Source organism: Pseudomonas sp. M2(2023) (genome assembly GCF_030263955.1).
GTDB lineage: Bacteria > Pseudomonadota > Gammaproteobacteria > Pseudomonadales > Pseudomonadaceae > Aquipseudomonas > Aquipseudomonas asiatica.
Genome location: NZ_CP127114.1, coordinates 4,242,738 through 4,257,963, shown reverse-complemented (window position 1 = coordinate 4,257,963; position 15,226 = coordinate 4,242,738). Strand labels below are relative to the sequence as shown.

The 15,226-nt window shown below is 63.4% G+C and carries 13 protein-coding genes, 1 tRNA gene and 1 pseudogene; 9 read left to right on the top strand and 6 right to left on the bottom strand.

What is annotated here, in order from left to right; translation table 11 throughout:
* Nucleotides 1-63 precede the first annotated feature (63 nt).
* Nucleotides 64-2,127, bottom strand: a complete 2,064-nt coding sequence (gene mcpU / locus QN085_RS19570) for a methyl-accepting chemotaxis protein McpU (RefSeq protein WP_023660689.1) — start codon at nt 2,125-2,127, stop codon at nt 64-66.
* A 66-nt stretch (nt 2,128-2,193) separates the two neighbouring features.
* Entirely contained in the window at nt 2,194-3,546 is a 1,353-nt protein-coding gene (locus tag QN085_RS19565) for an APC family permease (RefSeq protein WP_013973798.1), read from the bottom strand.
* 444 nt (nt 3,547-3,990) lie between these two features.
* On the opposite strand from QN085_RS19565, the gene QN085_RS19560 reads away from it, so the two are divergent.
* The gene (locus tag QN085_RS19560; protein WP_013973797.1) at nt 3,991-5,499 is read left to right on the top strand and encodes a YdgA family protein; all 1,509 of its coding nucleotides are present in this window, start codon (nt 3,991-3,993) and stop codon (nt 5,497-5,499) included.
* A gap of 277 nt (nt 5,500-5,776) precedes the next feature.
* Nucleotides 5,777-6,835 carry a quinolinate synthase NadA gene (gene nadA, locus QN085_RS19555; protein WP_003254747.1) on the top strand — a complete coding sequence of 353 codons (1,059 nt, stop codon included), beginning with the start codon at nt 5,777-5,779 and terminating at the stop codon, nt 6,833-6,835.
* Nucleotides 6,836-6,944: 109 nt separating this feature from the next.
* Here nadA and QN085_RS19550 read toward each other — a convergent pair whose 3' ends face one another.
* Entirely contained in the window at nt 6,945-8,381 is a 1,437-nt protein-coding gene (locus QN085_RS19550; RefSeq protein WP_013973796.1) for a M48 family metalloprotease, read from the bottom strand.
* Between the two features lie 122 nt (nt 8,382-8,503).
* Between QN085_RS19550 and QN085_RS19545 the strand changes: the two genes are divergently transcribed.
* Together QN085_RS19545 and QN085_RS19540 are read left to right on the top strand one after the other, a co-directional pair.
* Entirely contained in the window at nt 8,504-8,743 is a 240-nt protein-coding gene (locus tag QN085_RS19545; protein WP_004375233.1) for a sulfurtransferase TusA family protein, read from the top strand.
* Between the two features lie 19 nt (nt 8,744-8,762).
* On the top strand, nt 8,763-9,833 hold the full coding sequence (locus QN085_RS19540) for an AI-2E family transporter (RefSeq protein ID WP_015271461.1): 1,071 nt from the start codon (nt 8,763-8,765) through the stop codon (nt 9,831-9,833).
* Between the two features lie 114 nt (nt 9,834-9,947).
* On the opposite strand, the gene QN085_RS19535 is transcribed toward QN085_RS19540, so the two are convergent.
* On the bottom strand, nt 9,948-10,421 hold the full coding sequence (locus QN085_RS19535) for a peroxiredoxin (RefSeq protein WP_013973794.1): 474 nt from the start codon (nt 10,419-10,421) through the stop codon (nt 9,948-9,950).
* 11 nt (nt 10,422-10,432) lie between these two features.
* Nucleotides 10,433-10,993: a glycine cleavage system transcriptional repressor gene (locus QN085_RS19530; RefSeq protein WP_013973793.1), complete on the bottom strand. Its 561-nt coding sequence runs from the start codon at nt 10,991-10,993 to the stop codon at nt 10,433-10,435.
* 259 nt (nt 10,994-11,252) lie between these two features.
* Here QN085_RS19530 and dapA point away from each other — a divergent pair, with 259 nt between their 5' ends.
* The 5 genes from dapA to QN085_RS19505 all read left to right on the top strand — a co-directional run bounded on the left by dapA (nt 11,253) and on the right by QN085_RS19505 (nt 14,958).
* Nucleotides 11,253-12,140 (top strand): 4-hydroxy-tetrahydrodipicolinate synthase, encoded by an 888-nt coding sequence (gene dapA / locus QN085_RS19525; RefSeq protein WP_023660687.1) that lies wholly within the window; start codon nt 11,253-11,255, stop codon nt 12,138-12,140.
* Nucleotides 12,141-12,155: 15 nt separating this feature from the next.
* Nucleotides 12,156-13,277: an NlpB/DapX family lipoprotein gene (gene bamC, locus QN085_RS19520; protein ID WP_004375223.1), complete on the top strand. Its 1,122-nt coding sequence runs from the start codon at nt 12,156-12,158 to the stop codon at nt 13,275-13,277.
* The gene (locus tag QN085_RS19515; protein ID WP_013973791.1) at nt 13,278-14,036 is read left to right on the top strand and encodes an MBL fold metallo-hydrolase; all 759 of its coding nucleotides are present in this window, start codon (nt 13,278-13,280) and stop codon (nt 14,034-14,036) included.
* Nucleotides 14,037-14,066: 30 nt separating this feature from the next.
* Entirely contained in the window at nt 14,067-14,777 is a 711-nt protein-coding gene (gene purC, locus QN085_RS19510; protein WP_004375217.1) for a phosphoribosylaminoimidazolesuccinocarboxamide synthase, read from the top strand.
* Between the two features lie 91 nt (nt 14,778-14,868).
* Nucleotides 14,869-14,958, top strand: a tRNA-Ser gene (locus tag QN085_RS19505).
* Between the two features lie 167 nt (nt 14,959-15,125).
* On the opposite strand, the pseudogene QN085_RS19500 reads toward QN085_RS19505, so the two are convergent.
* Nucleotides 15,126-15,206: pseudogene (locus QN085_RS19500) on the bottom strand (chloride channel protein); the annotation flags it as partial.
* Between the last annotated feature and the right edge of the window lie 20 nt (nt 15,207-15,226).

Genomic DNA, 15,226 nt, shown 5'->3' with positions numbered 1-15,226 from the left:
GATTGGCGCAAAACCCTGTGGGAGCGGGTTCACCCGCGAAGAAGGCGCACTGGTCCTGACAGGTTAGACGCGGAACTGCTCCATCAGCGCCTGCTGCTGGTTGGCCAGCCGGTTCAGGGCCTGGCTGATCCGCGCTGACTCATCGGCCTGGCCTGCCAGCGATTCGGTCACATCGCGAATGCCAGCCACATTGCGGTTCACCTCTTCGGCTACGGCGCTCTGCTCTTCAGCCGCCGAGGCAATCTGCAGGTTCATGTCGCTGATCACTGCCACTGCCTCGCCAATACGTTGTAGCGCCGGCAGCGCCTGTTCCATCCGCGCGGCGCTGTCCTGGGCCTGGCGCTGGCCTTGCTGCATCGCGCCCACCACATCCTGGGTGCCTTGCTGCAAGCCTTCGATGACCTGGCGAATTTCCTCCACCGACAACTGGGTACGCTGGGCCAGACCACGCACTTCATCTGCCACCACGGCAAAACCACGCCCGGCTTCGCCTGCACGGGCGGCTTCGATGGCGGCGTTGAGCGCCAGCAGGTTGGTTTGCTCGGCAATGGTGCGGATCACTTCCAGCACCGATCCGATCTGCCCGCTGCGGCCTTCCAGCGCGCGCGCCTCGTCCATGGCGGTGTTCATGCCAGCGGCCAGGCGGTCGATGCCCTCTCGGGTGCTGTCGATCAACTGCAGGCCCTCGCGGCTGGCTTGGTCGGCAGCGCGTGCGGCCTGGGCCGCCTGCGAGGCGTTATGGGCGACATCCAGGGCGGTGGCGCTCATTTCATTGGCGGCGGTGGCCACCTGTTCGATTTCGCGGTGCTGTTGCTGCATGCCGCTGCTGGTCTGGCTGGCGATGGCTGCCGACTGGTCAGCGGTTCCGCGGGCTTCCTGCAGTGAGCCTTTGACCTGGGCTATGACTGGCTGCAGCTTGTCGAGAAAGCGGTTGAACCAACCGGTAAGCTGGCCCAGTTCGTCCTGGCGGGCATACTCCAGGCGGCGGGTAAGGTCGCCTTCGCCGCTGGCGATGTCTTCCAGGCGCGCGGCCACGGCCAGGATTGGCCGGGTCACCCCGCGTGCAGTCAGCCACACCAGCAGCAAACCGACTACCGCAGCGCCCAGGCCAACCAGCAGGCTGGTTAGGTTGGCGCTGTGGTTATGCGCATCCAGGCGCTGGTTGAGGGCGACGGCAGGCGCCTGCAGCACGCTTTCCGGCAGTTCCAGCAATACCTGCCAGGGGGCGGCATCAGGGATTGGCGTGAACGGGTGGGCAACACGCAGCAGGCCGTCGGCTACCACCTTGTCCATGGGCTCGCCGAGCTTGCTGTCGTCGCGGCTGTTGCCGGCCAGCAAACCGGCCGCGCTGGCGATACTGACCTGGCCCTGGCCGTCGAACAGCTCCCGGCGGCCGTCCACGCTCAACTGCTGCAGGTTGGCCAGGCCGATGTCCAGACCGACCACGCCGACCACCTTGCCGTGCTCCAGCAGCGGCAGGGCGATGCTGGTCATCAGTACCTGGCGGCCATTCACCTCGTCGAGATATGGCTCGAGCATGCAGGTTCTGGCGGTGTCCTGCGGGCAGGTCAGCCAGCGGTTCTTCGCTACCCCGTTGCTGCCGATGCTGGCGTCTCCGAGCATCGATTCCGGCATGGCTTCAAGCTCCAGGGTGCCGGGGCTGGGTTGTGACCAGTACAGCGAGAAGCGCCCGCTCTCATTGCTGCCCATTGCATCCTGGCCGAGGTACTGGCTGTCCGGGTCCAGGGCGTTGGGCTGGAACACCAGGTACAGGCCGATCACATCCGGGTTGCCGGCCAGGCTGGCGCGGGCCTGGCGCGTCAGTTCGGCGCGCAGGTCGTTGCCGCCACGAGCCTTGAGCACCTGCACCAGGCGGGCAAAGCCATTGCCGTACTGGTAGGCGTCCATGAAATAGCGCTGGATGCGCAGTGCCTGGGTTTCGGCATGGGCCTGCAGGCGCAGGCGTGCGCTGCTGTCGAGCATTTCGGTATTGGCCTGGTTGACCAATGCCGCGCTGCGCCGCGCCTGGGCCAGCGATGTGGTTACCAGCAGGGCGACGATGGCCAGCAGGCAGAGGCCGGCGAGCAGGGTGATCTTCCACTGGATGGAGAGGCGACGCAGCGGCATGAGGGCTTTCCTTTTCGAGCAAATGCAACGCCCGCGATCAGGCGCGGGCGTTGTCGGCAGCATGGGTCATTCAGCGATGTAGTTGGGTGGGGAGTCCCTGAAGGCTTTGGTCAGCCAGGCCAGGTACAGCAGGCCGAGCAGTGCCCAGACGCCACCGAACAGCAGCGAATGTGCGTTCAGGTCCAGCCACAGCGAGACGATGATGCAAAAGCCGATGGTCGGGGCCACCAGGTACGTCAGCTGGTTGGCAAGTCCCTGGCGCCTGCCTTCACGCAGATAGCAGTGGTTGATCACCGACAGGTTGACGAAGCTGAACGCGACCAGTGCACCGAAGTTGATGATCGAGGTGGCGGTAACCAGGTCGAAGAAGATCGCCGACAGCGAAATCAGCCCCACCACCGCAATATTCAGCACTGGCGTCTTGTAACGCGAGTGCAGGCGGGCGAACAGGCTGGCCGGGATCACATTGTCGCGGCCCATCACGTACAGCAGGCGCGACACGCTGGTCTGCGAGGCCAGGCCCGAGGCGATGGTGTTGATCACGGTGCAGGCGATGAAGATCGACTGGAACAGCTTGCCGCCGACGTACAGGGCGATTTCCGGCAGTGCCGCTTCCTGGTCGTGGAAACGGGACATGGTCGGGAAGTAGGCCTGGATGAAGTACGACACGGTGATGAACACCAGGCCGCCAATCAGGGCGGTGAGGAAGATCGCGCGAGGGATGGTCTTGCCCGGGTCGCGGGTTTCTTCGGACAGGCAGGTCACCGCGTCGAAGCCGAGGAACGAGAAGCACAGGATGGTCGCACCGGCGGCCAGGGCGCTGAGCTGGGTCTGGTTGTCGGCGAACGGCAGCAGGCTCCAGGCGGTACCTAGCCCTTCACCCTGGTCCAGGCCGCGCACGCACAGGTAGATGAACACGGCGATGATCGCCACCTGCACGGCCACGAACAGCAGGTTGAAGTGCGCCACCAGGTTCACGCTGCGCATGTTGATCAGGCTGATCAGGGTGACGAAGCCAGCCACCCACATCCACTCCGGTACTTCCGGGAACATGGCCGAAAGGTACAGCTTGGCCAGCAAGGCGTTGACCATTGGCAGCAGCAGGTAGTCCAGCAACGACGACCAGCCGACCAGGAAGCCGACGTGCGGGTTGATCGCGCGCTGGGTGTAGGTGTAGGCCGAGCCCGACTGCGGGAAGCGCCTTACCAGGGTGCCGTAGCTCACGGCGGTGAACAGGATACCGGCCAGTGCCAGGATGTAGGCGCTGGGTACGTGGCCGGCAGTAATCCCGGAAACGATGCCGAAGGTGTCGAACACGGTCATCGGGGTCAGGTAGGCCAGACCGATGATGATAACGTGCCAGAGACGCAGGGTTTTACGGAGTTGGCCGTTGCCGGAAGCGCTGTGGTCAGGCTGCATGCTTGCATGGCTCCTGCGGCTGGGCGTAAACGGCGGGCACGGTGTACTGCGCATGCGGCAAGGGCGAGCGGGTGGGCTCCATGTTGTTCACCTTTATTGTTGGAGCAGCGGGGGCGCGGGGAGCGCGCAAAGTGGTGAAAATAAAAAACGATGGGTAGCTTAGTGTCAAGTTAAACATGACAAGATGTTGCTGGATTGAAATATTTATCGATTAAAGTGGGGTTTTGTTCGGTTTTTGCGCGTTTTTTTGCGGTTATGATCAATTCTGGTGTTCGCAAAAATTAACGTGTGCCGGTCTCCCTTGGCAGGTCTGTCAGGCGTTTCCCAAAAACCGGATTTCTCGAGCCTGGCCAGCGCCAGGGCTGGGCGGCAGTGGTACTCTTGGCGTCCTGTGTGGCCCTTGGCCGCCTACGAAGCCCATATGGACAGCAATCGGTTCTATTCATGAAGAAATCAGTTGGCATCCTTTCCGGCCTGGCTATCGCCATCGCCGTCGCAACCACCGCTGGCGCCTGGTACACCGGCAAGCAGCTGCCTGCGGAGCTGGACAACGCCCTGGTCCGCAGCAACGCGGAACTCAAGAAGGCCCTGGTGAGCACCGGTGGCAGCATGAGCATCGAACGGGTGTCGCTGGAGCAGCATTTCTTCAGCAGTACCGCCCAGTACCGGCTCAAGGCCCGCGATATCAACCTGGGCGAAGGCGAAGTGGTGAATTTCGACGTTGGCGTGACCGACCAGATCGAGCACGGCCCGTTCCCCTGGTCGCGGGTAAAGGCACTGAAGCTGATGCCGGTGCTGGCAGTCAGCAACAGCACGCTGCAGAAGGACGACGCCACCGCGCCGTGGTTCGCCGCAGCGGGCGAGCAGGCCCCGGTCAGCGCACAGACCAGCCTGGGTTACGACGGCAATGTGGTCAGCCAGGTGCAGCTGGCCCCGGTCAAGCTCGACGAAGCGGATGGCAACAGCCTCGACTTCTCGGGCATGCAACTGCAAGTCAGTGGTGACCAGAAAGGCAAGGCCTCGAGCTTCCACGGCCAGGCCGATCGGTTCGTGATGAAACTGGTACGCGATGACCAGCCGCCTGCCACCTTCGAGCTCAATGGGCTGAAGGTCGGCGGCCAGCTGGCGGCCACCGCGCACGAGGCCATCTACGTTGGCAACGTCGACCTGGCACTGGCCGAAACCAAGGTCACCCTGGGGCCGAAACAGCAGGTGCTGGTGGTCAAGGGGCTGGAGCAGAACGCCCTGCAAACCCTTGAGGGCCCGGATACCGTGGGTGGCCGCGTGGAGTACAAGGTCGGGGATATCACCTGGGATGGCCGTGCGGTGGGCAAGGCGCAGATGGCGGTGAGCATCACGTCGGTCAACGCGCCGGCGCTACAGGCGTTGTCGACGTGGTACCAGGCGCACCTGCCGGAATTCGAGGCCGCAGCTGCCGCTGGCCAGCCGGTGCCGGAAATCCAGATGGACGATGAGGAGAAGGCCAGGTTCCAGGGCGAGCTGCAGAAACTGCTGGCTGCCAAGCCCCGGGTGGCGGTGGAAAACCTGTCGTTCAGGACTGCCAATGGTGAAAGCCGCTTCGACCTGTCGATGGGCTTCGCCGCCCCGGCCAGCTTCGACCTGCCGCCTGACCAGTTGAGCAAGCAACTGATCACCGAGGTGAAGAGCAAGCTGTCGTTGTCCAAGCCGATGATCGGTGACCTGGCAACCTTGCAGGCACTGCTGGATGGCCAGACCGACGCCCAGGCCATTGCCATGCAATCGAGCCAGGCCGGGGAAATGGTCGGCATGATGGCGCTGCAGAGCGGCATGGCCACGGTGCAGGGCAATGATGTGGTGAGCAGCCTGCACTATGCCGACGGCATGGTCGACTTCAACGGCAAGAAGATGACCGTGGAAGAGTTCGCGATGCTCATGGCCTCGCACCTGGCGGCCCTGTCGCCGCAGGGCTGATCGAAAGCCTGTACCGGCCTCTTCGCGGGTAAACCCGCTCCCACAGGAGTTTGGCAGACTCTGTGGGAGCGGGTTCACCCGCGAAAGGGCCAGTGCAGGCAACACAAAAACCACTTTAGAATTCGCTGGATTGTCTGTAGCCTTCGGCCTCCGATAATAATCCGCGCCCGCAGAGGGCCGTGGCGGCCTTTGTGCCGTCCGGCACCCTTAGCCGATCTGTCAGGGCCGGGTGATACACTCGATTTGACGCGCGCACGCGCCTGCAGGTCCAGCGATCATGACCCAGATTTCCGAACGCCTGTTGGTTCAGGCCCACCTCGACGCCAAGCAGCCAAACCCGCTGACAGCCGAGCAGGAGGCCGAATACCGTGCGGCCATCGCTGCCGAGCTCAAGGCCCAGAACGCCGTGCTGGTCGCCCACTATTACTGCGACCCGGTCATCCAGGCGCTTGCCGAAGAAACCGGCGGCTGCGTGTCCGACTCGCTGGAAATGGCCCGCTTCGGCAAGAACCACCCGGCCGAAACCGTAATCGTTGCCGGCGTGCGCTTCATGGGCGAGACGGCGAAAATCCTCACTCCCGAAAAACGCGTGCTGATGCCTACCCTGGAGGCCACCTGCTCGCTCGACCTGGGCTGCCCGGTAGAAGAGTTCTCAGCCTTCTGCGACCAGCACCCCGAGCGCACCGTGGTGGTCTACGCCAACACTTCTGCAGCCGTGAAGGCCCGTGCCGACTGGGTGGTGACCTCGAGCTGCGCGCTGGAAATCGTCGAAAGCCTGATGGACAACGGCGAAACCATCATCTGGGGCCCGGACCAGCACCTGGGGCGCTACATCCAGAAGCAAACCGGTGCCGACATGCTGCTGTGGGACGGTGCCTGCATCGTTCACGAAGAGTTCAAGTCACGCCAGTTGGCCGACATGAAGGCGCTGTACCCGGATGCGGCGATTCTGGTGCACCCCGAGTCGCCTGAAGCGGTGATCGAGCTGGCCGACGCGGTGGGCTCCACCAGCCAGCTGATCAAGGCTGCCCAGACCCTGCCGAACAAGACCTTCATCGTCGCCACCGACCGCGGCATCTTCTACAAGATGCAGCAGCTGTGCCCGGACAAGGAGTTCGTCGAAGCCCCCACCGCCGGTAACGGCGCGGCATGCCGCAGTTGCGCGCACTGCCCGTGGATGGCGATGAACACCCTGGAGCGTGTGCTGGATTGCCTGCGTAATGGCACGAACGAGATCTTTGTCGACCCGGCGCTGGTGCCGAAGGCGATCAAGCCGTTGAACCGGATGCTGGACTTTACCCAGGCAGCGCGCCTGAAGTTGTCCGGTAACGCTTGACGCCAGACCGCGTCGCTTTCTTCGCGGGTAAACCCGCTCCCACAGGTACAGCGCAGCGCTCACGGGCGGTGCGGTCCCTGTGGGAGCGGGTTTACCCGCGAAAGGGCTCTCAACGCCCCATCATTTCCTGAACCATGCGCTTCTGCTCCATGATCTCGCGCTGGCGCTGGTCAATCTGTGCTGCCAGCGGGAAGTTCCCGCCCGACCGGCGCTTGGCGTAATCCAGCTGCTGGATGGCCTGGTCGAAATCGCCCACCAGGGTGAAGTACTCGGCCCGCGCCCGGTGCAAGCCAATGGTATTGCCCGAAAGGCCCCGCACTTCGGCCATGTCGTACCACACGTCCGGGTCATCCGGCCGGCTCTTCACCAGTTCGTTCAGCACCTTTTCCGCCTCGGCGGGCTTGTTCAGTTTCACCAGCAGATCGGCACGCACCTGCTTCAGCGGGTAGTTGCCTGGGTACAGCCCCTGCATGCGTTCAGCACGCTGCTGCGCATCCGCCAGGCGGTTGTTGGTGATGTCCAGGTCGATCTGCGCCAGGTTGTAGGTAATGTCGTTGGGGGCCTTGGCCAGCAGCGGCTTGAGCAGCTCGCGCGCCTCGTTCAGCTGGCCGCCCTTGATCTGCGCCAGGGCCAGGCCGTAACGCGCGGCGTCCAGCTTGGGGTCTTCGTCCAGTTGGGCGCGGAAGCGTTTGGCCGCCAGCCCCGGGGTGCCTTCGTAGGTAAGCGCCACCCGGGCACGGATCAACTGGTAGCGCATGCTGTCCTCGACGCCGCCCTTGGGGGCCTGCTCGGCACGGTTGCGGGTGTCGGCGATACGCGACTCGGTTACCGGGTGGGTCAGCAGGAATTCCGGCGGCTTGGCGTCGTAGCGGTACTGCCGGGCCAGGCGCTCGAACATGGTCGGCATGTTGCGCGGGTCGTAGCCGGCCTTTTCCAGGTTCTGGATGCCGATCCGGTCGGCTTCCTGTTCGTTCTGCCGCGAGAAGCGCCGCTGTTCCTGGATCGCCGCCGCCTGGGTGCCGGCGATCACACCGATACCGGCATCACCGCCGCCACCGGCCGCCAGCACGATACCGGCCAGCAGCGCCGCCATCATCGGCAGTTGCATGCGCTGCTGGGCCTCGACGCCGCGGGCGAAGTGGCGCTGCGACAAGTGCGCCAGTTCGTGGGCCAGTACCGAGGCGTACTCGCCTTCGGTCTGGGCGTTGAGGAACAGCCCGCCGTTGACCCCGACGATGCCGCCGGGGGCGGCAAAGGCGTTGAGCTCACGGCTATCGATGAGGATGAATTCCAGGCGGCGGTCCTGCAACTGGCTGGTTTCGGCCAGGCGGTACACGCTGGTCTCGACGTAGTCCTTCAGCTGCGGGTCGTTGAGCTGGTTGACCTGGCCGCGCAGCAGGCTCAGCCAGGCACGGCCGAGCTGGTGCTCCTGTTGCGGCGAGACGATCGCGGAACTGGCATCACCCAGTGATGGCAGGTCGTCAGCATGGCCGGGAAGGGCCAACAGGCAGGCCAGCGTCAGCAGGGTAGGGCGCAGTAGATTCATGCATGAAGCTCGCGTCGGTCAAAGATACCTACTGTAGCGGGCTCACACGTTGGCGACCAGTGGCGCTATCCTAGCCGGCCAAATCCAGATACAGCCTGGCAATGCCTTTGGAGAGTTCCGCAATGAGTGAAACCCTGACCTGTGACGCCGAACTGGACGCCAGCGGGCTGAATTGCCCTTTGCCGCTGCTGAAGGCCAAGATGGAGCTCAACCGCCTGGCCAGCGGCGCGGTGCTCAAGGTAATCGCCACCGACGCCGGCTCCCAGCGCGACTTCCGCACTTTCGCCCAGTTGGCCGGTCATACCCTGCTGCGGGAAACGGCCGAGGCCGGTACCTACACTTACTGGCTACGCAAGGCCTGAGTCTTTCCAAGGATCGTCAATGTTCAAAGTGCTTCGCGACTGGATGCAGCGCTACTTCTCCGATGAGGAAGCGGTGGTGCTGGCGGTCCTGTTGTTCCTGGCTTTTACTGCGGTACTCACCCTGGGTGGCATGCTTGCGCCGGTGCTGGCGGGCATGGTGCTGGCGTTTCTGATGCAGGGGCTGGTCAATGCCCTGGAGCGCTTGCGGGTACCCACCCGGTTGGCGGTGATGCTGGTGTTCGCCCTGTTCATGGGCGCGCTGGCGGTGTTCATGCTGGTGCTGGTGCCACTGCTTTGGCACCAGTTGATCACCCTGTTCAACGAGCTGCCGGGCATGCTCGGCAAGTGGCAGTCGCTGCTGTTGCTGTTGCCCGAGCGCTATCCGCACCTGGTGTCGGACGAGCAGGTGCTGCATGCCATCGAGTCGGTGCGCGGAGAAATCGGCAAATTCGGCCAGTGGGCACTGACCTTCTCGCTATCGAGCCTGCCGCTTCTGGTCAACGCCATGATCTATCTGGTGCTGGTGCCGATCCTGGTGTTTTTCTTTCTCAAGGACCGCGAACTGATCGGCCGTTGGGTCAGCGGCTACCTGCCACGTCAGCGCAGCCTGCTGAACCGGGTGGGCAGCGAGATGAACCGGCAGATCGCAAACTACATCCGCGGCAAGGGCATCGAGATCCTGATCTGCGGCATTGCCACCTACATCGCCTTCATCAGCCTGGGGCTCAACTACGCCGCGTTGCTGGCGCTGCTGGTGGGGCTGTCGGTGGTGGTGCCTTACGTGGGCGCGGTTGTGGTGACCGTGCCGGTGACGTTGATCGCACTGTTCCAGTGGGGCTGGGGTGACCAGTTCATCTACCTGATGACGGTGTACGCGATCATCCAGGCGCTGGACGGCAACGTGCTGGTGCCGCTGCTGTTCTCCGAGGCGGTGAGCCTGCACCCGGTGGCGATCATTTGCGCGGTGTTGCTGTTTGGCGGGTTGTGGGGGTTCTGGGGGATCTTCTTTGCCATCCCGCTGGCGACCTTGATCAAGGCCGTGCTGGATGCCTGGCCACGGCAGGAGCCTAGTGTGTCACCGATGCTGTAATTTTGGGGCTGCTTTGCAGCCCATCGCGACACAAGGCCGCTCCTACAGGGATACGCGATTTCCTGTAGGAGCGGCCTTGTGTCGCGAAAGGGGCGCAAAGCGCCCCCAACGATCTCAAGCCTTGTTCAGGGCCTGGGCGGCAGCCAGTACTGCATCCACATGCCCGGGCACCTTCACCCCGCGCCATTCCTGGCGCAGCACTCCGTCCTTGTCGATCAGGAAGGTGCTGCGGTCAACGCCCATGTATTCCTTGCCATACAGCTTCTTCAGCTTGATCACATCGAACAGCTGGCACAGGGCTTCGTCCTTGTCGCTGATCAGTTCGAACGGGAAGCCTTGCTTGGCCTTGAAGTTCTCGTGCGACTTGATGCCATCGCGCGACACGCCGAACACCACGGTGTTGGCTGCGGCAAAGGCATCGTGCTGGTCACGGAAACCCTGGCCCTCGGTGGTGCAGCCCGGGGTGCTGTCCTTCGGGTAGAAGTACACCACCACCTGTCGGCCCTTGAGCTCGGCCAGGCTGACGGTTTGCCCGCTGGTGGCCTGGGCCTGGAAGTCGGCAACGGGTTGGTCGAGTGCTACGGCCATGGTCGGTTTCCTTACATTGGGTTCTGTGGACGCCATGGCTCGATCAGCGCATCGAGGTTCAGGGCATCGGCAAAGTCCAGGAACTGGTCACGCAGCCAGCTGATCTGGGTGCCGGCCGGCAGAATCACGGTGAACTGGGCGTTGAGCATGCTGCTGCCGGTCTGCGGTGCCAGGTAGGTATCGCAGGTCATGGCTTCCAGCTCGACGCGGTGGTCGAGGAAGAACTGGCACAGCTCGTTGATGATGTCCGGCCGGTAGGCGGCGCTGACGTAGGCCACGTAGGGCAGGGCCTGCGGGCGCACTTCCTGGTCGGCGCTGCGCACCACGTCCAGGGTCAGGCCGTGCTTCTTGCCCAGGCCCGGCAGCATGGCTTCGAGGCGCGCCAGGGCGTCCCAGCTGCCACCTACCTGCAGTACCAGGGCGCTGGTCTCGCCGTGGCGGCTCAGGCGCGAGGTGACCACCGCGCAGCGGTTCTCGAACGCAGCGCGGCTGAGGACGTTGGCCAGCTCCATGGGGTTCGGGCCCAAGGCACTGATGACAAGGAATTGTTCGCGGACGGTGGGGGTGGACATGCAGCATTCCTAAAGCGATGAGCGGTCGGCACAGGACGGGCGAAAGCCTCCTGTCGGCAGGGCCCGGGGCTCGCATGCGAGGTCGTGGACGCTGGCGGGGAGCAAGGTCGACGGCCCGGCGGGCCGCGCTGCACCGATCAAAGCATCAAGGGTAGCGAAATAAGGCGCCGAGGGGAATGCTCCGCCCGCCTGCTTCGCTTGTGCAAGGCCGATGCCCCCAGTACCATTACCGCTCTCTTTTTCCGGCAGGAGCAGTTACATGATTGCGGGCAGTATGGTGGCATTGGTCACTCCCATGGATGCACAAGGGCGTCTTGACTGGGACAGCCTCGACAAACTTGTAGACTTCCACCTGGAAAACGGCACCCATGCGATCGTCGCTGTCGGCACCACCGGTGAGTCCGCCACGCTGGATGTCGAAGAACACATCCTGGTCATCAAGCACGTGGTTGAGCGCGTCAAGCGCAGCAGCCGCCGCATCCCGGTCATCGCCGGCACCGGTGCCAACTCCACTGCCGAAGCCGTGCACCTGACCCAGAACGCCAAGAATGCCGGCGCCGACGCCTGCCTGCTGGTGGTACCGTACTACAACAAGCCGACGCAAGAAGGCCTGTACCAGCACTTCAAGCACATCGCCGAAGCCGTCGACATCCCGCAGATTCTCTACAACGTACCCGGCCGCACCTCCTGCGACATGCAGGCCGATACCGTGATCCGCCTGTCGAAGGTCAAGAACATCATCGGCATCAAGGAAGCCACCGGCGACCTCGTACGCGCCAAGGCCATCCTTGATGGCGTCGACAAAGACTTCATCGTCATGTCCGGCGACGACCCGACCGCCGTCGAGCTGATCCTGATGGGCGGCAAAGGCAACATCTCCGTCACCGCCAACGTCGCCCCGCGCGAAATGGCCGACCTGTGCGAGGCCGCCCTTGAGGGCAATGCCGAGAAGGCCCGCGCAATCAACGAAAAACTCATGCCGCTGCACAAAGACCTGTTCTGCGAGTCCAACCCGATCCCGGTGAAATGGGCACTCGTCGAAATGGGCCTGATGCACAAAGGCATTCGCCTGCCGCTGACCTGGCTGAGCGAAGGCTGCCACGAAAAAGTCCGTACTGCCTTGCGCCAGTCCGGCGTACTGGTTTAAGAGGAAGTACACCGCATGAAGCGACTGGCTGGTCTTTCCGCCCTTGCCCTGATCATTTCCAGCACCAGTGGGTGTGGCTGGCTGTGGGGCGAGGATGGCTATTTCCGCGACCGCGGCAGCGATTACCTGCAGGCGCGCCCGACTGCGCCGATGCAGCTGCCGCCGGACGCCAGCAACGTCAAGCGCCTTGACCCGCTGCTGCCGATCCCACGCAACGTCGCCGACGACAGCGCCACCGGCGAATTCGAGGTGCCTCGCCCGCAACCGATGACCGGTGGCGCCGCCCAGGTTACCGACTACAGCCTGCAGCGCAGCGGCAGCAGCCGTTGGGTGCTGGCTCAGCATTCGCCGGCCGAAGTATGGCCGGTGGCTCGCCAGTTCTTCGAGGACAACGGCTTCCGCATCGCCGAAGAGCGTCCGCAGACCGGCGAATTCAACACCACCTGGCAGCGTTTCGACGAACTGTCGGCATCGCTCGGCCAGCGCCTGGCCAGCACTGCCAGCAGCGCTGACAGTGAAGTGCGCGTGCGTGTGCGCATGGAGCCTGGCGTGCAGCGCAACACCTCCGAGGTGTATGTGGTCAGCGTCGAGCGCCCGGCTGGCAGCACTGCCGAGCCCGATTTCCCGTCCACCTCCAGCAACACCGGTGCCGATGCCCTGCTGGTCGACGAAATGCTTGCCAGCATGAACCGCAGCGCCGAGAAGGGCGGTTCGGTATCGCTGCTGGCCGCGCGCGATTTCGACGCGCCAAGCCGGGTCAGCCTGAGCGAAGACGGCAGCGGCAACCCGGTGCTGTACCTGGGCGCCGACCTGGATCGCGCCTGGTCCAGCGTGGGCCGTGCCCTGGAGCAAGGTGGCGAGTGGCGTGTCGAGGACATCAACCGCAGCCTGGGCCTGTACTACATCAACCTGTCTGAAAAGCCTGAAGACAAGCAGAACCAGCCTGGCTTCTTCGGCCGCATGTTCGGCAGCGAGCCGACCAAGGAAGAGCGTGAAGCCCGTGCCGAGCGCTACCAGGTTCGCTTGAGCAAGGTGGGTGAGAGCGTGCAGGTCACGGTCGAGAAGAACATCAACACCGTGGCCCCGGCCGATGTCGCCCGCCGCGTGCTGAGCGCCATTCAGGACCACCTGGGCTAAGTGCGCTTCGCGGTACTCGGAAGCGGCAGCCAGGGAAACGGCACGCTGATCGCCAGTGGTGGCACGTTCATCCTGGTCGATTGCGGGTTCTCCCTGCGCGAGACCGAGCGGCGCCTGGCGCTGCTCGGCGTGTCGGCGGCACAGCTCAGTGCGGTACTGGTCACCCACGAACATGCCGACCACGTGCATGGGGTCGGCTTGCTGTCACGGCGCTACAATGTACCGGTCTACCTCAGCCAGGGGACCTTGCGCGGCATGCGCAAGCCGGTGGAGGTGGCCGGTTTTCTCGCTTGTGGCCAAAGCCTGCGTATCGGCAGTCTGGAAGTGACCGCGGCGCGGGTCGAGCACGACGCCTACGAGCCGCTGCAGTATGTGGTCAGCGACGGCCAGCGGCGCTTCGGCATGCTGACCGACCTGGGCTCGTACGACGCGCTGCTGCTGGAGCGTTACCAGGGCCTGGATGCGCTGCTGATCGAGGCCAACCACTGCCGCGACTTGCTGGCACGCGGTCACTACCCGGCCTTCCTGAAGCAGCGGGTGGGTGGCATGCAAGGACATTTGAACAATCACCAGGCCGCGCGCCTGGTGCACGAGTTGGGCTGGAGCAACCTGCAACACCTGGTGCTGGCCCACCTCAGCAGCAAGAACAACCTGCCACACTTGGCTCGCCAGTGCTTCGTCGACACCCTTGGGTGCGACCCGGACTGGCTCCAGGTGGCGAATCAGGAACACGGGCTCGACTGGCGTGAAATCGCCTAGCCCAACACCTCAAGCAAGCGGAGCCCAATCATGGAAAAACGCGACGAACTCTACCGCGGCAAGGCCAAATCGGTTTACAAGACCGACGACGCCGACCGCTTGATCCTGCTGTTCCGTAACGACACTTCGGCGTTCGACGGCAAGCGCATCGAACAGCTCGACCGCAAAGGCATGGTGAACAACAAGTTCAACGCCTTCATCATGCAGAAACTGGAAGAAGCCGGTGTGCCGACCCAGTTCGACAAGCTGCTGGGCGACAACGAGTGCCTGGTGAAGAAGCTGGACATGATCCCGGTCGAGTGCGTGGTGCGCAACTACGCCGCCGGCAGCCTGGTCAAGCGCCTGGGCGTGGAGGAGGGCATCAAGCTGGAGCCGTCCACCTTCGAGCTGTTCCTGAAGAACGACGAGAAGGGCGACCCCTTCATCAACGAATCCCACGTTGTCGCGTTCGGCTGGGGCACTGCCGAGCAGCTGGCCGAAATGAAAAAGCTGTCGTTGAAAGTCAACGAAGTGCTGAGCAAGCTGTTCGATGACGCCGGCCTGCTGCTGGTCGACTTCAAGCTGGAATTCGGCGTATTCCATGGCCAGATCGTGCTGGGCGACGAGTTCAGCCCGGACGGCTGCCGCCTGTGGGACAAAGAGACCCGCAAGAAGATGGACAAGGACCGCTTCCGTCAGGGGCTGGGCGACGTTATCGAAGCCTACGAAGAAGTTGCCAAGCGCCTGGGCGTGCCGCTGTAAGCGGTGCGTTCACGCAAGCGCCTGATACCACGCGATTTTTTTTAAAAAAAGGTTTGCGTTTTAAAAGAACGCTGGTATGATGCGCGGCATTGGAGAGATGCCGGAGTGGTCGAACGGGACGGATTCGAAATCCGTTGTACTGGCAACAGTACCTAGGGTTCAAATCCCTATCTCTCCGCCATACGCGAAGTAAGCGAAGCCCCCGAAAACGTTAAAGTTTTCGGGGGCTTCGTCGTTTCTGGCCATTGGGTTAGGGCAAATTCAGGCCAGAAATTGAACATGCGAGGCCGTGTCCGGCACAGCTTTCGGCAAAGAGCACCGGCGTTGCTCGAACGTGCGGCTTGGTTACTCGATGGCAAACACCATACCGGCCAGAGGCGCGTTTAAGGCCGCCGCAATGCCCACTGCGCCCCCGGCAAGTATCGAACCCCACTTGCGTGATAGAAGTG